The sequence below is a fragment of the Pseudomonas sp. OV226 genome (genome assembly GCF_003148705.1).
Taxonomy (GTDB): Bacteria; Pseudomonadota; Gammaproteobacteria; order Pseudomonadales; family Pseudomonadaceae; genus Aquipseudomonas.
The window spans coordinates 1-19,574 of the sequence record NZ_QGGS01000016.1 but is presented as its reverse complement, the minus strand read 5'-3'; the positions used below and the strand labels follow the sequence as shown (position 1 = coordinate 19,574).

Sequence of the window (19,574 nt, the reverse complement as noted above, 5' to 3'; positions counted from 1 at the left end):
TCATGAAAATTCGTTCACAAATCGGCATGGTGCTGAACCTCGACAAATGCATCGGATGCCACACGTGCTCGATCACCTGCAAGAACGTCTGGACCAGCCGTGAAGGCATGGAATACGCCTGGTTCAACAACGTTGAAAGCAAACCCGGCATCGGCTACCCGAAAGAATGGGAAAACCAGGACAAGTGGAAGGGCGGCTGGGTTCGCAATGCCAACGGCACGATCAACCCGCGCATCGGCGGCAAATTCCGCGTGTTGGCGAATATTTTTGCCAACCCGGACCTGCCGAGTCTCGACGACTATTACGAACCCTTCGACTTCGATTATCAGCACTTGCACACCGCGCCGCTGGGTGAGCACCAGCCCACCGCACGCCCGCGTTCGCTGGTTTCCGGCAAGCGCATGGAGAAAATCGAGTGGGGCCCGAACTGGGAGGAGATCCTCGGCACCGAGTTTGCCAAGCGGCGCAAGGACAAGAACTTCGACAAGATCCAGGCGGACATTTACGGCGAATACGAAAACACCTTCATGATGTATTTGCCGCGCCTGTGCGAGCACTGCCTGAACCCGGCGTGCGCGGCGTCCTGCCCGAGCGGGGCGATCTACAAGCGTGAGGAAGACGGGATTGTCCTGATCGACCAGGAGAAGTGCCGCGGCTGGCGGATGTGCATCAGTGGCTGCCCGTACAAGAAGATCTATTTCAACTGGAAAAGCGGCAAGTCCGAGAAGTGCATTTTCTGCTACCCGCGTATTGAAGCCGGGATGCCGACGGTCTGCGCGGAAACCTGTGTCGGGCGCATCCGTTACCTCGGTGTGCTGTTGTATGACGCCGACCGCATCAGCGAAGTGGCCAGCACCGCCAATGAGCAGGACCTCTACGAGAAGCAGCTGGAGATCTTCCTCGACCCTAACGACCCGGCCGTGATTCGCCAGGCGCTGGCCGACGGTGTGCCGCAGTCGGTGATCGACTCGGCGCAGCGTTCGCCGGTCTACAAAATGGCCGTGGACTGGAAGCTCGCGCTGCCATTGCACCCTGAATACCGCACCCTGCCGATGGTCTGGTATGTACCGCCACTGTCGCCGATCCAGAACGCGGCGGCCGCCGGCACCGTGGGCATGAACGGCGTCATCCCGGATGTCGACAGCCTGCGCATTCCCCTGCGTTACCTGGCCAACATGCTGACTGCCGGTGATGTCAAACCGGTCAAGCGTGCGCTCAAACGCATGCTGGCGATGCGTGCCTACAAGCGCTCCGAACAGGTGGACGGGGTTCAGGACCTGCAAGTGCTCAAGGATGTCGGGCTGAGCGTGAATCAGGTCGAGGAGATGTACCGCTACCTGGCGATCGCCAACTATGAAGACCGTTTTGTGGTGCCTAGCGCACACCGGGAAGACGCCATGAGCGACGCGTTCGCCGAGCGTTCCGGCTGCGGCTTCAGTTTCGGCAGCGGTTGCAGCGGCAGTTCCGACACCAACATGTTCGGGGCGAAGAAGGCCAACCGCCGCGACATCCTGAAAACCGTGCAGTTGTGGGAGGAATGAGCATGCGCATTCTCAAGGTTATTTCGTTGCTGCTCGATTACCCGACCCAAAGCCTGGTTTTCGGTCGCGATGAACTCGAGCAGGCCATCCACCAGTCACGGGAAATCAGCCCTCGGCAACGGGGGGCGTTGTTCGAATTGATGGAGCTGATTTGCGGCAACGACCTCATGGACGGACAGGAGCACTACGGTGCCTTGTTCGGTCGCGGTCGCTCGCTGTCACTGCTGCTGTTCGAGCATGTCCACGGTGAGTCCCGCGACCGTGGCCAGGCGATGGTCGACATGATGGCGCAGTACGAAGCCGCCGGTTTTGCCATCGGCGTCAAAGAGCTGCCGGACTATATCCCGCTGTACCTGGAGTTCCTGTCCACCCGTGACGACCTCGAAGCCCGCGAAGGGTTGGCCGATGTTTCGCACCTGTTGGCGTTGCTGGCGGCCCGTCTGGAGGAGCGCGAAAGCGCGTACGCCAGTTGCTTCCGGGCACTGCTGCAAATTGCCGGCGCCGAACCGCAGGAGGCGGTCGCGCAATTGCGTGCGCAGGTCGCCGCCGAATCCAGGGATGACTCGCTGGAGGCGCTGGACAAGGTGTGGGAAGAGGAGGCGGTGGACTTCCTCCAGGCCGAACAGCAAGACCGTTGTGGCTCGCAGCCAAGTGCGCCGGGCAAGGCCCGGGAAGAAAGCGCGGTACCGCTGCACTGGGTCGATTTTCAGCATGAAGGCGTGGCCAGCGTGCCCGCCGCGGAGGTACGCAATGTCTAAGTGGAACCTGTTGTTGTTCGGGGTTTATCCCTATGTCGCGCTGGCGATCTGTCTGCTGGGCAGTTGGGCACGCTTCGATCTCTCGCAGTACACCTGGAAGGCTGGTTCCAGCCAGATGCTGAACAATCGCGGGATGCGCGTGGCGAGCAATTTTTTCCACATCGGTGTGCTGTTTGTGCTGGCCGGACACTTCGTCGGCCTGCTGACCCCGGCGTCGGTCTATCACCATGTGATCAGCACCGAGCACAAGCAATTGTTGGCGATGGTCTCCGGCGGCTTTTTCGGCCTGTTGTGCCTGGTCGGTTTGCTGATGCTGGTGAAACGGCGCCTGAGCGACCCGCGCGTGCGCGCCACGTCCAGCACCTCGGACATCCTGGTGTTGCTGGTGCTGCTGGCGCAGTTGGTGCTCGGCTTGCTGACCATCGTGGCGTCCACTGAACACATGGACGGCTCGGTGATGGTGATGCTCGCGGACTGGGCACAGAACACCGTGCTCTTGCGGCCGGTGGAAGCCGCGACGGCGATGGCACCGGTTGGCCTGGTCTACAAGCTGCACGTGCTGCTCGGCCTGACCCTGTTCGTGCTGTTCCCGTTCACCCGTCTGGTACACATCATCAGTGCGCCGGTCTGGTACCTGGGACGTCGCTATCAAATCGTTCGGCAGAAAATCTGAGGAGGCAATCATGTCAGGTGGATGTGGATGTGGCGGCGGTAACGGTGGCAGCGGCGGTTGTGGTTCTTCACGCCCCGCGGAACCGGTGATGCCCGAAATCGAGGAGGGTGGGGCGGTGATGTTTGAACCACCACACCCAGAACCCGCGCAGGCTGACGAAGCCCCTGCGCAACTGATCGCCAGCAGTGAGCAGGAATGGCCGATCATCAGCGTCAACGAGGTGTCGATTACCCCGGAGGCCATGGCCCGGGAGCTGCAATATCATCCGGCGCCCAGCCGTGAAGAGGCGGTGTACCACGCCGCCCGGGCACTGGTGATCCGCGAATTGCTGCAGCAGCGCATCGCCGAGCTCGACTTGTCACTGGAGTTGGGTGCTGGCGAAAACGAAGAGGAGGCCGCCACGCGTTTGTTGCTTGAGCGCGAGGTGCAGGTGCCCGAGTGTGACGAGGCCACCTGTCAGCGTTACTACGACAGCAACCGTGCCCGCTTTCACAGTGCGCCGTTGCTGGCGGTGCGGCACATCCTGCTCGAATGCGCGCCGGACGATGCCGAGGCGCGCAGCCTGGCGCACGTTCAGGCTGAACTCCTGCTGCAACGCCTGGCGGATTTGCCGGGCAGTTTCGCCGAGCTGGCGCAGAAATACTCGGCCTGCCCGTCGAAAGCCCAGGGCGGGTCGCTGGGGCAGATCAGCAAAGGCCAGACGGTGCCGGAACTGGAGCGGCAGTTGTTCACCCTGGCCCCGGGTTTGGCCAGCAAGCCATTGGAAAGCCGGTTTGGCTGGCACGTCGTCAGCGTCGATCAGCGGATCGAAGGCAAGGCCTTGCCCTATGAAGTGGTCTCGACGGCGATCCGCACCCAGTTGCAACAGGGTGTCTGGCAAAAGGCGCTGGTGCAGTACCTGCAAACCCTGATCGGTGCGGCAGATATTCGCGGTATTCACTTACAGGGCGCCGACTCGCCGCTGGTGCAGTGAGTGTGTGATCAAGGGGAATGTGATGGGCACGCTGATGCAGGATGGGTTTGGACGGCAGATCGACTATTTGCGGATGTCGGTGACGGACCGTTGTGATTTTCGCTGTGTGTATTGCATGGCTAAAAACATGACGTTTCTGCCGCGCCAGCAGGTGCTCACCCTGGAGGAGTTGCAGCGCCTGGCGACGCTGTTCGTCGGCCTGGGTGTGCGCAAGATCCGCCTGACAGGGGGCGAACCGTTGATTCGCCCCGGCATCGTCGACCTCTGCCGCCACATTGCCGCCTTGCCGGGTTTGCGCGAGCTGGTGATGACCAGCAATGGTTCACAACTGCAACGTCTGGCCCGGCCGCTGGTAGAGGCCGGCGTCAAGCGGATGAACATCAGCCTCGATAGCCTGGACCCGCAAAAGTTTCTCGCGATCACCCGCAACGGCGATCTCGATCAGGTCCTTGCTGGCATTGAGGCGGCCTGTGGTGCGGGGTTCGAGCGGGTCAAGCTCAACTGCGTGGTGATGAAAGGACGCAACTTCGATGAAGTGCTGCCACTGGTGCAATACGCCATTGATCAGCACATCGATATCAGTTTCATCGAGGAAATGCCGTTGGGCGATGTCGGCCGTGCCCGGGGCGAGTCGTTCTGTTCCAGCGACGAGGTCCGGGCGCTGATCGCCAGCCGTCATCCGTTGCTCGACAGCACGGAAAACAGCGGTGGCCCGGCGCGGTATGTGCGCCTGGCACAGCATCCCGACACCCGGATCGGTTTTATCTCGCCCAACAGCCACAACTTCTGTGGCACCTGCAACCGGGTGCGAATGACCGTTGAAGGGCGGCTGCTGCTGTGCCTTGGACAGGACGATGCGCTGGACTTGCGCGGCTTGTTGCGCCGCTATCCGCTGGACGATCAGCCCTTGATCAACGCGGTGCAACAGGCCTTGCGCCACAAGCCGCTGCGTCACGATTTCAACCCCGAAGGGACGGTGCAGTTGGTGCGATTCATGAACATGAGCGGAGGGTGAAACGAACCGCCAGGCAACGGTTTTAATCAATCGCCTTCGGGCGATTTTTTTTGCCGGTGATTCTTGATGTCGGTCAATTGCAGGAACGTCCATTGTCCGTAGCCTGCACTGCATATTGTGTTTTCAAGCCAATTAAAACCTATATGTAGTGTCTGGAGTTCCAATGCATAGCACGCTGATCAGTGTAGGACGCAACCGGCTGCACAAACGCGATGGCAGTCTGGTTGCCTTCGATGCGGACAAGATCCGCCAGGCGTTGATTGCCGCGGGCAAGGCCACGGGCGAATACACCGAGGTCGAAGCCGAGGGGCTGCTCAAGGCGGTACTGGCCCAGCTGGAAGGACAGGCTCGACTGCATGTCGAGCAGATCCAGGATCGGGTTGAACGGGTGTTGATGGACGCCGGTTTTTTCTTCGCCATGCGCGCCTACATCGTCTATCGCGAGCAGCACGGCCGTCTGCGCCGCGACCGCAAGACGATGGTCGAGGTGGCGACTTCGATGAACGAGTACCTGGACCGTGAGGATTGGCGGGTGCAAGCCAACGCCAACCAGGGGTATTCACTGGGTGGGCTGGTGCTCAATGTGTCGGGCAAGGTCACCGCCAATTACTGGCTGGACGAGGTGTACAACGAGGCCATCGGCCAGGCCCACCGCGAGGCGGATCTGCATGTGCACGACCTCGATATGCTGGCCGGTTACTGCGCGGGCTGGTCGCTGCGCACGCTGTTGCACGAAGGCCTTAATGGCGTGCCCGGGCGGGTCGAAGCCGGTCCGCCGAAGCACTTGAGCAGTGCCTTGGGGCAGATGGTGAATTTCCTGGGCACCCTGCAAAACGAATGGGCCGGCGCCCAGGCGTTCAGTTCGTTCGACACCTACCTGGCACCCTACGTGCGCAAGGACGGGTTGAGCTTTCAACAAGTGCGCCAGGCGATTCAGGAGTTCATCTACAACCTGAACGTGCCCTCGCGCTGGGGCACCCAGACGCCCTTTACCAACCTGACGTTTGACTGGGTGTGCCCGGAAGATTTGCGCGAGCAGATCCCGGTGATCGGCGGTGAAGAAATGCCCTTTGCCTACGGTGACCTGCAGGTGGAAATGGACTTGCTCAACCGCGCCTACATCGAGGTGATGCAGGCGGGTGACGCCAAGGGAAGGGTGTTCACCTTTCCGATCCCGACCTACAACATCACCCATGATTTTCCCTGGGACAGCGAAAACGCTGACCGACTGTTCGAGATGACCGCCCGTTACGGGCTGCCGTATTTCCAGAACTTCCTCAATTCGGACATGCAGCCCAATCAAGTGCGATCGATGTGTTGTCGTTTGCAACTGGATGTCCGCGAGTTGCTCAAGCGCGGCGGTGGCCTGTTCGGCTCGGCCGAGCAAACCGGATCGCTGGGCGTGGTGACCATCAATTGCGCACGCCTGGGTTACCTGTTCAAAGGCAACGCCAGCGCTTTGCTGCAGCGGCTGGACAGGTTGATGGAGCTGGCGATGGAGAGCCTGGAGGTCAAGCGCAAGGTGATCCAGCACCATATGGACGCCGGTTTGTACCCTTACACCAAGCGCTACCTGGGAACCCTGCGCAATCACTTTTCCACCATCGGCCTTAATGGCCTGCATGAAATGCTGCGCAACTTCAGCGGTGATGAGCAGGGTATGCACACCGAACAGGGGCGCACGTTTGCCTTGCAGCTGCTGGACCATGTGCGCGCGACCCTGGTGCGTTTCCAGGAAGAAACCGGCCATCTCTACAACCTCGAAGCGACCCCGGCCGAAGGCACCACTTACCGTTTTGCCAAGGAAGACCTCAAGCGTTACCCCGACATTCTCCAGGCCGGCAGCCGCGAGGCGCCGTATTACACCAACTCCTCGCAACTGCCGGCGGGCTTTACCTACGACCCCTTCGAAGCCCTGGAATTGCAGGATGAACTGCAATGCAAATACACCGGCGGCACGGTGTTGCACTTGTACATGGCCGAGCGGATTTCCTCGGCCAAGGCCTGTAAGCAATTGGTGCGCAAAGCACTCGGGCGCTTCCGCCTGCCGTACCTGACGGTGACCCCGACGTTCTCCATTTGCCCGGTCCACGGCTACCTCGATGGCGAACACGAGTTCTGCCCCAAATGCGACGAAGCCTTGTTGCGCAAGCAACACCTGAGCACGACCCATTGATTTCGTTTCACTCAACCGCAAGGAGCTACACCATGAATGCACTGCACACATTGCCCCAAGCCCAACGTCAACGTTGTGAAGTCTGGACCCGTGTGATGGGCTATCACCGCCCGGTCTCGGCGTTCAATCCGGGTAAACAGTCCGAGCACCGCGAGCGAGTCCACTTCACCGAATGCGCGGCCTCGGCCGATCGCCAATGAGTCGAACGCTCAGGGTCGGGGGCCTGGTGCCCCTGACCACGCTCGACTATCCGGGCATGCTGGCCTGCGTATTGTTCTGCCAGGGTTGTGCCTGGCGTTGTCGTTACTGCCATAACCCGCAATTGATCCCGCCTCGCGGCAGCGAAGAGGTGGATTGGAGCCGGGTGTTGGCGTTCCTGCAGCGCCGCGAGGACCTGCTCGATGCCGTGGTGTTCAGCGGTGGCGAACCCACGTTGCAGGATGGATTGCTGGCGGCCATGGATACCGTGCGCGCGATGGGGTTTCGTATCGGCCTGCACAGTGCCGGGATCAAGCCGGACGCGTTTGCCAGGGCTGTGGCCGGTGCTGATTGGGTCGGTTTTGACGTCAAGGCGCTGGCCGAGGATTGCCTGGCGGTCACCGGTGTCCGGGGCAGTGGCGTGGCCAACTGGAAAAGCCTGGAGCATCTGCTGGCCAGTGGCGTCGACTATGAGTGTCGCACCACGGTGCATTGGCACTTGCTCTCTCCCACCCGGCTGTTGACCCTCGCCCGACGTTTGAGCGAGCGCGGGGTCAAGCGTTTTGCCGTGCAATTGGTCCGGACCGAACGAATGCTCGATCCGCGCCTGTCGAGTGTTTCATTGCAGTTTGATCAGGTTGAATTGTGGGCGGCCCTGCGTGAGCTGTTTCCGGAGTTCGTGTTGCGCGGTTAGTGATCGTTCCCACGCTCTGCGTGGGAATGCAGCCCGTGACGCTCCGCGTCACTGGACGCAGAGCGTCCCTTGAGGCATTCCCACGCAGAGCGTGGGAACGATCTGGAGGGGCCTCAGTTCCAGCCCCAGAATTGCAACCACCAGCCAAACCCCACCCATGCGTTTGCCAGCAGCAGGCAAACACCTGCGCCGCCGCGTCGAGGCAGGGTAATGCCCTGGCGGGCCATGCGTTTCCAGCCCAGGAACAGACTCCAACCGATGGCGCCCAGCAGTAAACAGGCCCTGGCCGGTTGTACCCATTCCAGCAGCAAGCCTTCATAGCGCAACAACTTCACGGTGGTTGCCGACAACCCGAGAAACAGTCCGGCCGCGCCCAAGGGGGTGAGTGTCAGGCTCAAGGGCAAGTACAGCGCCGGGTCACCGGCCAGACGGGCCGCCGCCCGTAGCAGGATCAGCAAACCACCCCCCAACACCAATGCGCTGGCCGTCAGGTACAGAACGATGCTGAAACCGTCGAGCCAGCTGAAACTGTCATTGAGTGTGGGGTAGTGGGTCAACAGCCACCAGGGTGCGTTGTCCTGCAAGGGCCAGAGCAGGTCGTGCCCGATCAGCCATTGCGCGAGGGACTGCTTGAGGGCGATGAACCAGGGGCTGACGGTCCATTGAAACGCCCCCATCGCCAGCCCGATCACGCCGAACAGCAACAAACGCGCATCCCACGGCGACAGGGTGCGTGCCGTCGCGTGGAGGATTTCATGATGGCTGGAACGGGCGATCAATTGCACTGCGTCACGTTGCCCGCTGCAACGTCCGCAGGCATGACAGTCGCTGGCGCCCTGCAGGCGGCGGATGTCCAGCAAGGGCGCGCAATTGGGTGGGGGAAGGCGAGGGCCGGCGTTGTCTTTCCAGCGCTGTTCATCGACTTGAAAGTGCACCGGGGCCAGGCGCGCAAGCAGGGAAAAGACGCCGCTGACCGGGCACAGGTAACGACACCAGACTCGTTTGCCCCTGGCAAACAGCAGGCCGACACCGACGGCGGCGACCGTTGAACCACCCAAAATCAGCAGGGCGGCCTGGGCGTAGTCATACACGCTGATCAGTTGCCCGTAGAGGGTGGTCAGGCAGAACGCCAGGGTTGGCCAGCCGCCCCAGCGCACCCAGCGCGGCACGCCCAAGCCTTTGCCGTACTGGCTGGCCCACTCGCTCAATGAACCTTCCGGGCACAACACACCGCACCAAACCCGGCCGAACAGCACCATCGACAGCAGCACGAACGGCCACCAGAGACCCCAGAACAAAAACTGTGCGAGCAGGGTCAGGTTGTTGATGATCCGGGCGTGGCTGTCCGGTGTCGGCAATAGCGCCGGCAGCACCAGCAGTACCGCATAGAACACAACAACCAGCCACTGCACCGCGCGAATCACCTTGGCGTGGCGCCGCATGCCATCGCCCAGGCGCTGCAACCAGCGATTGTGCCGACTCAGCCCGGGCATGGGACGGCCTTCGCGGTGCGTTGATGCAACCAGCTGCCGACCGCCAGCCAATAACCGCTCAACACCAGCACCGTCAGGCCGCTGGGGGCTGCGCGGTAACCGGTCAGGCTGGCCAGGAAACTGCCCAGGCCACGGCTATCATTGAGCACTGAACGACTGTCCCACAGTGCTTCGCCGATCAGCCCATAGGCCCAGTCCGGCAAATCCATGGCCTGCAACTGGCCGCCGATTCGCTCGGTGCCGCTGACCAGTAACGCTGCACCGAGCAGCAGCAAAACGACTTCGCTGACCGCAAAGAACCGTCGCCACGAAATGAGTCGACGCGTGCTGTGCAGCAACCCGATGGTGAGCCCCGACAGCGCCAGCCCGGCGCCTGCGCCGACGGCAAACAGACCCAGCGCCGGACCTTGCAGGCGGGCACCGGCACCGTACAAAAAAACCACGGTTTCGCTGCCTTCGCGGCTGACGGCGAGCATGGCCAGGAGCATCAGACCCACGCCACCCTGACGGGCCAGTTGGCTGTCGGCCCGATGGTGCAGGTCTGCCTTGAGCGTGCGTGCGTTGCGATGCATCCAGCCGACCATTTGCACCATCAGCGCACTGGCCACCAGCGCCAGCGAAGCCTGGAACCACTCGTTGGCAGAACCGCTCATGGCGTCACCGGCAAACAGAATCAGCAACGCCAGCAGGCCCGAGAGCATCAACCCCAGGGTGACGCCCGCCCACACGTAGCGGGTCAGGCGACGGGCTTGTATTTGCTGGCTGGCCCAGGCCTGGAGGATGCCGATCACCAGTAGCGCTTCGACACTTTCACGCCAGACGATGAACATTGATTGATTCATGGACACTCCGTGGCTGAGCCAACTATTTCGCGAGAATGGCGCCTTCGGGCAACTGCGGATTGAAGTCGTCGAAGAACGGGTAACTGCCGGGCTTGAGGGGGTGAATGACAACGAACGTCGTCACCCCCGGTGACAGCACCTTCTCGACCCGCAGTGGCGTGCTTTCGAACTCCGCCGGACCTTCGCCGATGTTCTTCAGGATGATCTTGAAACGTTGTCCGGCCGGCACTTCCAGCAGGGCGGGGATGAAGTGCCCGTCACGCAGGCTCAACTCGATGCTGGGTAGTTGGGCCTGAGCCATGAGCGGCATGACCGAGCAGGCCAGAATCAACCCGGCCAGGCGTCGATGAACCGGGCCCGGGCGCCTCGGTTCAGGCTTCTGGTGTGTGTGGCGGCTCATTCAATAACCACCTTTTTTTCCGATCCCGGCATAGATGAATTCGTAGTGCAGCGCACACTGTTCGAACCAGGGTTCGACGCCGGTTTCCTTGTCGGTATGACGACCCAGGGAGCCATGTCCGCCGGGAGGCAGAAGGGTAAAGGTCAGCCGGTATTTGCCAGGGCCTTGCAACTTCACATTGTCACCATAGTGCGGGCCGTCGTTGGCGACCATGGCGTGAAAATCGCCAGTGATCGGTGGCTCGCTGCCCTGTTTTTGCAGACTGAAAGCCACGTTCAGGTAGGGCACGAAACTGCCTTCCTGAAAGCCCTGGCGATTGTCGGCCGTGGCGCGGATATCGGCTTCCAGGTGGATGTCGGAATCAGCGGTCGCGCGCATCATGCCGGCAGGCGCCATTTCGATCGGTTGCAAGTACACCGCGCCGACTTCCAGCCCCGGGCACAGCTGGGGTTCGCCAATCGGGTATTCCTTGGCGTGGGCTTGGGGGGCGAGCAACAGCAGGGAAAAGGACAGCGCGAGGGAGGTACGCATGAGAGTTTCCAGAAGGGCTGAGAAGTGAGAGCCCGAGTCTAAAAAACCTGAGTGAGAATAATAATGATTATGGTCAATTTTCGTAGCAATAGTCCGGGCGATGCCAGCGCACGCACGAGTAAAAAGGGCAGGGTGACTGAGCGTAATTGACCTGCATCAAGGGCGGTTGAGGCCGGGCGCGGTAGGTTACATACCTACCCTTCGATCATGCGGGTACCGCCATGGCCAAGCCCTTTCCCATCAGCCCAAAACATCCCGAACGTATTTGCTGGGGGTGCGACCGTTATTGTGCGGCGACCGCTCTGGCCTGCGGCAATGGTGCTGACCGCACGATGCATCCGGCCGAGATGATCGGTGACGATTGGTACCTGCATGGCGATTGGGGCATTGAGCTGCCCATTGTCACCGACAAGGCGGTGGACCCAGAGCCCATCGCGCCTGAAAACCCGCAATAGTCGAAACCCCCACCGACCCCTCTGTCATGAAATGAAAAGCCATTGTCGTCTGATGAGAAGCGGTTCATCAGGCGTCATCCTACAGTCCAATCAGCGCAATTCGACGCACAAGCCAACATTGCAGATTGGAGAATAAGAAATCATGGCCAAAGCCGTTCGCTTTTACGAAACCGGTGGTCCCGAAGTCCTTCGTTATGAAGAGGTCGAAGTCGGCGATCCTGGTCCAGGCCAGGTTCGTCTCCGTCATGTAGCCGTTGGCCTGAACTATGCCGACACCTACTTCCGCAACGGTACCTACCCGATTCCTATGCCCAACGGCATGGGGGTTGAAGCTTCCGGTGTGGTCCAGGCCGTCGGGGAAGGCGTGACCAATGTTCAAGTGGGGGATCGTGTCACGTACACCGGTTTTCTCAACACCTTGGGGGCTTACAGCACCGAGCGCCTGATCGCGGCTGCACCGCTGATCAAGTTGCCGGAAACCATCAGCTTCGAAACAGCCGCCGCCATGACCATGCGCGGCCTGACGTCGTCGTACCTGATGCGCCGCATCTACGACTTCAAACCCGGTGACAGCATTTTGCTGCACGCCGCCGCTGGCGGTGTCGGCCTGATCGTTTCGCAGTGGGCCAAGCTGCTCGGCCTGAATGTCATTGGTACTGTGTCCACCGACGTCAAAGGCGAAATCGCCAAGGCCCACGGTTGCGACCATGTGATCAATTACAGCCATGAAGATGTCGCCGCACGCGTTCGTGAATTGACCGACGGCGTGGGCGTCAACGTGGTGTTCGACAGCGTTGGCAAGAACACCTTCGAGGGCTCGCTGGACTCGCTCAAGCGTCGTGGCCTGATGGTGTGTGTCGGTACTGCATCAGGTCCGATTCCGCCGTTCAATCCAGCGCTGCTGGCGATGAAAGGCTCGCTGTACATGACGCGCCCGGCCCTGGCCGACTACATCGCCGACCCGGCGGAAAAAGCCGAGCTGGCCGGCGAATTGTTCGACCACGTTGGCAGCGGTCGGATCAAGATCGAGATCAACCAGCACTACGCCTTGCAAGATGCCGTCCAGGCCCATCGCGACCTGGAGTCACGCAAGACCACCGGCTCTTCGATTTTCGTCATTTAAGGAGTTGCCAGCCATGAAAGTCGAACAATTGAGCTGCAACATCGGCGCCGAACTGATCGGCGTCAACCTCGCTGACGCGGTGCACGACGACGGTCTTTTTGCCGAGATTCGTGCCCAGTTGCTGAAGCATCGGGTGGTGTTCCTGCGCGATCAGGACATCAGCCGTGCCGAACACGTGGCCTTCGCCCGTCGTTTCGGCGAGCTGGAAGATCACCCGGTGGCCGGCAGCGACCCGGATCATCCGGGGCTGGTGCGCATCTACAAAAATCCGGACCAGCCAATGGACCGCTACGAAAACGCCTGGCACACCGACGCCACTTGGCGCGAGGCACCGCCGCTGGGTTGCGTGCTGCGCTGCGTGGAGTGCCCGCCGGTTGGCGGCGACACCATGTGGGCCAACATGGTCGTGGCCTATGAGAACTTGCCGGAAGACGTGAAGCTGAAGATCGCCGACCTGCGTGCCCGGCACAGCATCGAGGCGAGCTTTGGTGCGGCCATGCCGATCGAAAAGCGTCTGGCGCTCAAGGCGATGTACCCGGATGCCGAGCACCCGGTGGTGCGCACTCACCCGGAAACCGGGGAGAAGGTGCTGTTCGTCAACGCCTTCACCACTCACTTCAGCAACTACCACACCCCTGAGAGGGTGCGCTTTGGCCAGGACGCCAACCCTGGCGCCGGCGAGCTGCTGCGCTACCTGATCAGCCAGGCGTACATCCCTGAGTATCAAGTGCGCTGGCGCTGGAAGCCGAACAGCATCGCCATCTGGGACAACCGCAGTACCCAGCATTACGCCGTCATGGATTACCCGCCGTGCCATCGCAAGATGGAACGCGCCGGGATTATCGGTGACAAGACGTTCTGATCGAAGACCCACATTCATATTTGTAGATACGCCTGCCAGGCATGACCGGCAGGCGGACAATCATAAAAACTGGAGTTACTCATGCAATTTCTCGACGATTCGCTGCACCCGGAAAACATGGAAAAAGTGGTCATCACCGTGGCCCCGTACGGCCCTGAGTGGATGCCGGAAGACTTCCCGGAAGACATCCCGCTGACCATGGACGAACAAGTCCAGAAAGCGGTCGAGTGCTATGAAGCCGGTGCCACGGTTCTGCACCTGCACGTGCGTGAACTGGACGGCAAGGGCTCCAAGCGTCTGTCCAAGTTCAACGAATTGATTGCCGGCGTACGCGAAGCGGTGCCGGACATGATCATCCAGGTCGGCGGTTCGATTTCGTTCGCCCCTGAAAGCGATGGCGAAGCCGCCAAATGGCTGTCTGACGATACCCGTCACATGCTGGCCGAGCTGACGCCAAAACCGGATCAGGTCACGGTGGCGATCAACACCACCCAGATGAACATCATGGAATTGCTGTACCCGGAATACCTGGAAGGTACTTCCCTGGCCAACCCTGCCTATCAGGCTGCCTACAGCGAAATGACCGTGCCGGCCGGCCCAGCCTGGGTTATCGAGCACCTTAAGCGTCTGATGGACAATGACATCCAGCCGCACTTCCAGCTGACCGGCATGCACGCTCTGGAAACTCTGCAGCGTCTGGTGCGCAAGGGCCTTTACAAAGGTCCATTGAACCTGACCTGGATCGGCATCGGCGGCGGTTTCGACGGTCCTAATCCGTTCAACTTCTTCAACTTCATCCACCGCGTACCGGACGGCTGCACCCTGACGTCCGAGTCGCTGCTCAAGAACGTGCTGCCGTTCAATACCATGGCGATGGCCATGGGCATGCATCCGCGCGTTGGCAACGAAGACACTATCATTGATCACAAGGGCGAGCGTTTTGGTTCGGTCGCACAGATCAAGCAAACCGTGCGCATCGCTCATGAGCTGGGTCGCGAAATCGCTACCGGCAAAGAAGCCCGTGAGATTTATCGCATCGGCGTGAAGTACGACACTATCGAAGAAACCCTGTTGGCCAACGGCATGGCCCCCAACCGCAAGGCTGGGCAAAAAGGTGTGCCGCAACGCGGCTGACCGACAGCGGGAGCGGGGGGCCTTGGCCTCCCGCTCGCTGCAGTGAAATACGCTCGATAACAAAAATAATAGAAAGTTTCGAGGAGGCTGCATGGCCTTTCACCCAATCGCCGATGGCGATGACGACACCAGTGGTGTCGGCGTTGCGCGCAAATATGCCTGGATCGTCTTCGCACTGACGTTCGGCTTGTTGATTTCCGATTACATGTCACGCCAAGTGCTGAACGCAGTATTCCCGATGCTCAAGGGCGAGTGGGCCTTGACTGACGGCCAGCTCGGCTTGCTCAGCGGCATTGTTGCCTTGATGGTCGGCCTGCTGACCTTTCCTTTGTCGTTGATGGCTGACCGCTTCGGACGCGTTAAAAGTCTGGCGCTGATGGCGCTGTTGTGGAGTATCGCCACGCTGGGTTGCGCGTTGGCGCAGGACTACCAGCAAATGTTTATCGCCCGCTTCATGGTGGGTGTAGGTGAGGCCGCCTATGGCAGCGTCGGTATTGCCGTGGTGATTTCGGTGTTTCCGAAACACATGCGCGCAACGCTGGCCAGTGCCTTTATGGCGGGCGGTATGTTCGGTTCGGTGTTGGGCATGGCTTTGGGCGGCGCTATTGCGGCCAAGCTGGGCTGGCGCTGGTCGTTTGCCGGCATGGCCTTGTTTGGTCTGCTGCTGGCGGTGCTTTACCCGATCATCGTCAAGGAAGCGCGCATCGCCCCCCAGCGTGCCGTACAAGCCGGCAAAAAAGTCAGCGCGGTGGTCAAGCGTCCTCTGCGCACGTTGTGTTCCAGCCCTTCGGTGATTGCGGCTTACATCGGCAGTGGCTTGCAGCTGTTCGTCGGCGGCACCGTGATCGTATGGATGCCCAGCTACCTCAACCGTTACTACGACATGCCGACCGACAAGGCTGGCGGCATGGCGGCAATTATTGTCCTGTGCAGCGGCGCCGGGATGATCCTGTGCGGCATGCTCAGCGATCGCATGTGCCGCCAGTCGGCGGAGCGCAAGGTCGCGCTGGCCATCGCCTATTGCCTGGGCAGTTGCCTGCTGTTGTCCGCGGCATTCGCCTTGCCGCCGGGGCCTGCGCAATTGCTGTTGATTTGCCTGGGCATGTTGATTGCTGCCGGTACGACCGGGCCTGCCGGTGCAATGGTTGCCAACCTGACCCATTACTCGGTCCACGGTACAGCGTTTGCCACGCTCACCCTGGCCAACAACTTGCTCGGCCTGGCGCCGGGGCCGTTCATCACCGGCAAGGTGTCCGACATGATCGGCTTGCAGGGGGCGTTCCAGTTGGTGCCGCTGGTGAGCATCGCGGCAGCGGCCGTGTTCTTTTTTGCCAAGTGCCATTACCAAAAAGACATTGCCCGGTTGGCGGGTGAGCAGGTCAACGATTCAGTGAGTAACAAAGCGGTGTTAGAGGTGAAGGTGTGAGTGGTCGTTTACGTATAGATGTGTTTTTCGATTTCATCTGCCCATGGTGTTTGATCGGAAAGCGCCAACTGGAACGCGCACAGGAGTTGCTGCGCTTGCAGCACCCCGACGTGCTGATTACCACCGTGTGGCATGGGGTGCAGTTGCTGCCTCATCTGCCGGTACAGGGTGAGCCGTTCGCACAGTTCTACCTCAACCGTCTGGGCAGTGCCGAAGCCGTAGCGATGCGTCAGGCCCAGGTGAAACAGGCCGCGAACTCGGTAGGGGTGGCGATCGATTTGGGTCGCATTGCCACGATGCCCAACACGGCAGATGCCCATCGTCTGCTGGCGCATGCCAACACACGGGGGAGCAGGGCCCAGCGCGATCTGTTGCTTGAACGTCTGTTCGCCGCGTACTTCCAGAACGGCGAAGACCTGGGTTGCCGCGAGACCTTGATCGCTATCGCCCAGTCGTGTGGTTACGACGCTGACGCGGTAAAGAATTACCTGCAAGACGAATCCGGTCCCTTTGTCGGTAATGAAGTGGGGGGCTCCAGCGGTGTGCCGAGCTTTCAGTTCGACCGCCGGATAACCATGGTCGGCGCGCAGCCGCCCGAGGCGCTGCTTGGCGCCATGATCGACGCCTTGCACGAAAGCCAGCGCGAGCGGTCACCGTCATGACCATTCGTGTCCCCGTACCTGCGGGAAAACTGCCGCAGGCGGGTGGTCGTGCGCTGTTCGAATTCGATAGCAAAAGCCTGGCGTTATTCAACGTCGAGGGCGAGTTGTTTGCCATCGATGACAGTTGCCCGCATCAGGGCGCCTCGCTGTGTGGCGGGCGTCTCGATGGCCGGGTGATCCAATGCTGTGCCCATGGCCTGCGCTTCGATCTGCGCAGTGGCTACCTGCTTAATTCCACCGCGCTCAAGGTCAACAACTACCCGGTCGAAGTCATCGACGGCCAGGCTTTTATCGTCATCGTTTCTGAGGAGTCCGCGCCATGAGCGCCATCGCTCTCACCCGTATCCATAGCCGAACACGCGAACTGGCCCCGGGGTTTATCGTTAGTCTGATCGTGGCGGCAGCCGCTTCGTTTTTGTCCGAGCACTACGGTGCACCGGTGATGCTGTTTGCCTTGCTGCTGGGCATGGCGCTGAATTTCCTCGCCGGTGAAGGCGTGTGCAAAGCGGGTATCGAATTTACGGCGCGCACCGTGTTGCGCATCGGCGTGGCCCTGCTGGGTATGCGCATTACCCTTGAGCAGATTGCCGGGCTGGGCTGGAAGCCTGTAGCGCTGGTGGTGACTCTGGTGGTGGTGACCATTGGCGTTTCGGTGATCGCGGCCAAGCTGCTGGGGTTCCAGCGTTTGTTCGGCATGCTCACCGGTGGCGCGACGGCGATTTGCGGCGCTTCGGCTGCGCTGGCGCTGGCGGCGGCTTTGCCCAATCATCCGCAGAAGGAACGCGCCACACTGTTTACCGTCATTGGTGTGTCGGCCCTGTCGACCATGGCAATGATTGTTTATCCAATGATTGCCAACTGGTTTTCATTGTCACCGCAAATGGCGGGTATTTTCCTCGGCGCCACCATCCACGATGTGGCCCAGGTGGTCGGTGCCGGTTACAGCATGTCGACCGAAACGGGCGATACGGCCACGGTGGTCAAGCTGATGCGGGTTGCGATGCTCCTGCCGGTGATCGTCTGTGCGGCCATGGTAACGCGCATGCAGGGCGTCGAAACCGGAGGCAAGCGACCGCCTCTGCTGCCGTGGTTCGCCGTCGGTTTTCTGCTGCTGGCTTGCATCAACAGCACAGGCTGGGTGGTCCCAGCCGTGCAAGGCACGGTCAATGAACTGTCGCGCTGGTGCCTGGTGGTGTCCATCAGTGCCCTGGGCATGAAGACTCAGCTCAAGGAACTGGCCGCCGTCGGCATCAAGCCCATCCTCCTGATGATAGGGGAGACGGTGTTCCTCGTTGTCCTGGTGCTGCTGTTGCTGCGCTGGGGGTTCTGAGCCCGGTCTGAATCCGTTTTATGGCAGGGCCGCATTGCGTTTGACTCCTCAGCGCTTTGCGGTTCTCGGTCGGTGTCACAAACATCGGCTTTTGGCGGCGACTGTACAGCAGTCGCCGTTTTTTTCGTTGAACGGACCAGCGTACTTGTTCGACTACCAATTTTCTCGGTAGTCAAAAGAGATTTGGTAGTCAGAATCGGTGATTTCAATGGTGTGGCGAAAGTAAGGTTGGATAATGGCGACCCATTGTCTATCAACATTAAAACCTCCGTTGTTAATGTTGTTCTCCAGGGGGATTCCGAGAGCATCAAGTACTGATTCATCATCGCCCAGATCATCAGAGAACTCTTCGCCCTCAAAACTTTCCGTTTGCTTGTCAAACCATTCCAGCCTTAGTTTTAATCCCATCGTCGTCTCACAAGTATTTTTTAGGAATATTTCGTTCAGATTTCTGATCGTTCCCACGCTCCTGCGTGGGAATGCATCCAGTGACGCTCCGCGTCACCGTTGCGTAGAACTTAGGCTTGGAGTCGTGGACGGAAAGCGAAGCGTCCACGGCGGCATTCCACACGGAGAGTGGGACCGATCAAGAACCCCGACAGGTGACTGGTCGGGGTTTTTAGTGCCTGGTGTGGTCAAATATCCCAAATTCGATATTGTTAGTCGTTGCTACAGAGTCCCATGTAATACATCAGGTCTTTTCTTAAGGGGTCACCCACCAAGCCCATAATCACACTGGCTTGATCGGGAGAGAGTGTGTACTCACCCATAGGTACATCCCACAAGGTTGACCAGCCCATGACGTTCAACACGGCATCCTCTAAGGCTTGCGGCACATCCTTTTCATATTGCAATGAATTGTCGGGATTCGACTCGGGGAAAAATCCGCTGATTGCGATAAATGTCATTTTTGTCCCTCGTCATTACTTCGTTGATGTCCGTCTTTCAGGTTTTGCTTTTCCGGTCTGTTTGCCAGTTTTTGCATCAAATTCCCCTAAGTGATCCCCTGCCCAGTTGTACACTTCGACGGCGCCATGTTGGTAATCCCACTCATAAATGCGCTTCTTACTTTCCCAGCGTTTTCGATTTCCTTTAGTCCGAACCGGATTCGCGTCGGGGAATGCCGGTAGAGTTTTTGGTGGAGGATGATAGCTGTGGTCACCACTGATAGGCCTTGCCACCACCACGTATAACGGCTTCACCCCCGACCCCACCGGAAACACAAGAATGAAGTCCTTGTACTCAGGCGGATACACCGGGTTGACGATAATGCTGTCCGCCGCCGGCG

Annotated in this window: 23 protein-coding genes; 16 read left to right on the top strand and 7 right to left on the bottom strand. The window is 60.1% G+C overall.

Annotated elements, in window-relative coordinates; genetic code table 11:
* Positions 1-2: 2 nt before the first annotated feature.
* From narH to C7534_RS21850, 8 genes are all read left to right on the top strand, one after another.
* On the top strand, positions 3-1,541 hold the full coding sequence (narH, locus tag C7534_RS21885; protein WP_046028064.1) for a nitrate reductase subunit beta: 1,539 nt from the start codon (positions 3-5) through the stop codon (positions 1,539-1,541).
* 2 nt (positions 1,542-1,543) lie between these two features.
* Complete coding sequence (narJ, locus tag C7534_RS21880; RefSeq protein WP_109787012.1) at positions 1,544-2,299, top strand: nitrate reductase molybdenum cofactor assembly chaperone; 756 nt, start codon at positions 1,544-1,546, stop codon at positions 2,297-2,299.
* Positions 2,292-2,972 (top strand): respiratory nitrate reductase subunit gamma, encoded by a 681-nt coding sequence (gene narI, locus C7534_RS21875; protein WP_046028062.1) that lies wholly within the window; start codon positions 2,292-2,294, stop codon positions 2,970-2,972. Before narJ ends, narI begins: the two co-directional genes overlap by 8 nt.
* A gap of 10 nt (positions 2,973-2,982) precedes the next feature.
* On the top strand, positions 2,983-3,945 hold the full coding sequence (locus tag C7534_RS21870; protein ID WP_046028061.1) for a peptidylprolyl isomerase: 963 nt from the start codon (positions 2,983-2,985) through the stop codon (positions 3,943-3,945).
* 22 nt (positions 3,946-3,967) lie between these two features.
* The gene (gene moaA, locus C7534_RS21865) at positions 3,968-4,960 is read left to right on the top strand and encodes a GTP 3',8-cyclase MoaA (protein WP_109787011.1); all 993 of its coding nucleotides are present in this window, start codon (positions 3,968-3,970) and stop codon (positions 4,958-4,960) included.
* Between the two features lie 163 nt (positions 4,961-5,123).
* Positions 5,124-7,136: a ribonucleoside triphosphate reductase gene (locus C7534_RS21860; protein WP_109787010.1), complete on the top strand. Its 2,013-nt coding sequence runs from the start codon at positions 5,124-5,126 to the stop codon at positions 7,134-7,136.
* A gap of 32 nt (positions 7,137-7,168) precedes the next feature.
* Positions 7,169-7,336, top strand: coding sequence for an anaerobic ribonucleoside-triphosphate reductase (gene nrdD, locus C7534_RS21855; RefSeq protein ID WP_046028058.1), 168 nt, complete (start codon positions 7,169-7,171; stop codon positions 7,334-7,336).
* Positions 7,333-8,028 (top strand): anaerobic ribonucleoside-triphosphate reductase activating protein, encoded by a 696-nt coding sequence (locus C7534_RS21850; protein ID WP_109787009.1) that lies wholly within the window; start codon positions 7,333-7,335, stop codon positions 8,026-8,028. Before nrdD ends, C7534_RS21850 begins: the two co-directional genes overlap by 4 nt.
* 113 nt (positions 8,029-8,141) lie before the next feature.
* Here the strand turns inward: C7534_RS21850 and C7534_RS21845 are convergent, their stop codons facing one another.
* From C7534_RS21845 to C7534_RS21830, 4 genes are read right to left on the bottom strand one after another with little or no spacing between them, the layout of a single operon-like run.
* Positions 8,142-9,521, bottom strand: a complete 1,380-nt coding sequence (locus C7534_RS21845; protein ID WP_109787008.1) for a 4Fe-4S binding protein — start codon at positions 9,519-9,521, stop codon at positions 8,142-8,144.
* Entirely contained in the window at positions 9,509-10,363 is an 855-nt protein-coding gene (locus C7534_RS21840) for an FTR1 family iron permease (RefSeq protein WP_077430420.1), read from the bottom strand. The genes C7534_RS21845 and C7534_RS21840 overlap by 13 nt, the downstream gene beginning before the upstream one ends.
* A 22-nt stretch (positions 10,364-10,385) precedes the next feature.
* A complete protein-coding gene (locus tag C7534_RS21835; protein WP_046028052.1) occupies positions 10,386-10,763 on the bottom strand; it encodes a cupredoxin domain-containing protein in 378 nt (125 codons plus the stop codon).
* A complete protein-coding gene (locus C7534_RS21830; RefSeq protein ID WP_046028051.1) occupies positions 10,764-11,294 on the bottom strand; it encodes an iron transporter in 531 nt (176 codons plus the stop codon). It lies immediately after the preceding gene.
* Positions 11,295-11,515: 221 nt separating this feature from the next.
* Here C7534_RS21830 and C7534_RS21825 point away from each other — a divergent pair, with 221 nt between their 5' ends.
* From C7534_RS21825 to C7534_RS21790, 8 genes are all read left to right on the top strand, one after another.
* Entirely contained in the window at positions 11,516-11,749 is a 234-nt protein-coding gene (locus C7534_RS21825; RefSeq protein ID WP_109787007.1) for a DUF3079 domain-containing protein, read from the top strand.
* A gap of 142 nt (positions 11,750-11,891) precedes the next feature.
* Complete coding sequence (locus C7534_RS21820) at positions 11,892-12,872, top strand: quinone oxidoreductase family protein (RefSeq protein ID WP_109787006.1); 981 nt, start codon at positions 11,892-11,894, stop codon at positions 12,870-12,872.
* 13 nt (positions 12,873-12,885) lie between these two features.
* Positions 12,886-13,734 (top strand): TauD/TfdA dioxygenase family protein, encoded by an 849-nt coding sequence (locus C7534_RS21815; protein ID WP_077430419.1) that lies wholly within the window; start codon positions 12,886-12,888, stop codon positions 13,732-13,734.
* Between the two features lie 81 nt (positions 13,735-13,815).
* The gene (locus tag C7534_RS21810; RefSeq protein ID WP_046028046.1) at positions 13,816-14,868 is read left to right on the top strand and encodes a 3-keto-5-aminohexanoate cleavage protein; all 1,053 of its coding nucleotides are present in this window, start codon (positions 13,816-13,818) and stop codon (positions 14,866-14,868) included.
* A 91-nt stretch (positions 14,869-14,959) separates the two neighbouring features.
* Positions 14,960-16,294, top strand: a complete 1,335-nt coding sequence (locus C7534_RS21805; RefSeq protein WP_077430418.1) for an MFS transporter — start codon at positions 14,960-14,962, stop codon at positions 16,292-16,294.
* Positions 16,291-16,956 (top strand): DsbA family oxidoreductase, encoded by a 666-nt coding sequence (locus C7534_RS21800; RefSeq protein WP_046028044.1) that lies wholly within the window; start codon positions 16,291-16,293, stop codon positions 16,954-16,956. The genes C7534_RS21805 and C7534_RS21800 overlap by 4 nt, the downstream gene beginning before the upstream one ends.
* Positions 16,953-17,279, top strand: a complete 327-nt coding sequence (locus C7534_RS21795; RefSeq protein ID WP_046028042.1) for a Rieske (2Fe-2S) protein — start codon at positions 16,953-16,955, stop codon at positions 17,277-17,279. The genes C7534_RS21800 and C7534_RS21795 overlap by 4 nt, the downstream gene beginning before the upstream one ends.
* A complete protein-coding gene (locus tag C7534_RS21790; protein WP_046028040.1) occupies positions 17,276-18,286 on the top strand; it encodes a YeiH family protein in 1,011 nt (336 codons plus the stop codon). The genes C7534_RS21795 and C7534_RS21790 overlap by 4 nt, the downstream gene beginning before the upstream one ends.
* 153 nt (positions 18,287-18,439) lie before the next feature.
* On the opposite strand, the gene C7534_RS21785 is transcribed toward C7534_RS21790, so the two are convergent.
* The 3 genes from C7534_RS21785 to C7534_RS21775 all read right to left on the bottom strand — a co-directional run.
* On the bottom strand, positions 18,440-18,694 hold the full coding sequence (locus C7534_RS21785) for a colicin E3-like toxin immunity protein (protein ID WP_109787005.1): 255 nt from the start codon (positions 18,692-18,694) through the stop codon (positions 18,440-18,442).
* A 251-nt stretch (positions 18,695-18,945) separates the two neighbouring features.
* Positions 18,946-19,194: a pyocin S6 family toxin immunity protein gene (locus C7534_RS21780; RefSeq protein WP_109787004.1), complete on the bottom strand. Its 249-nt coding sequence runs from the start codon at positions 19,192-19,194 to the stop codon at positions 18,946-18,948.
* 15 nt (positions 19,195-19,209) lie between these two features.
* On the bottom strand, positions 19,210-19,574 hold a 365-nt coding region (locus C7534_RS21775; protein ID WP_177412263.1), incomplete at its 5' end, for a colicin E3/pyocin S6 family cytotoxin.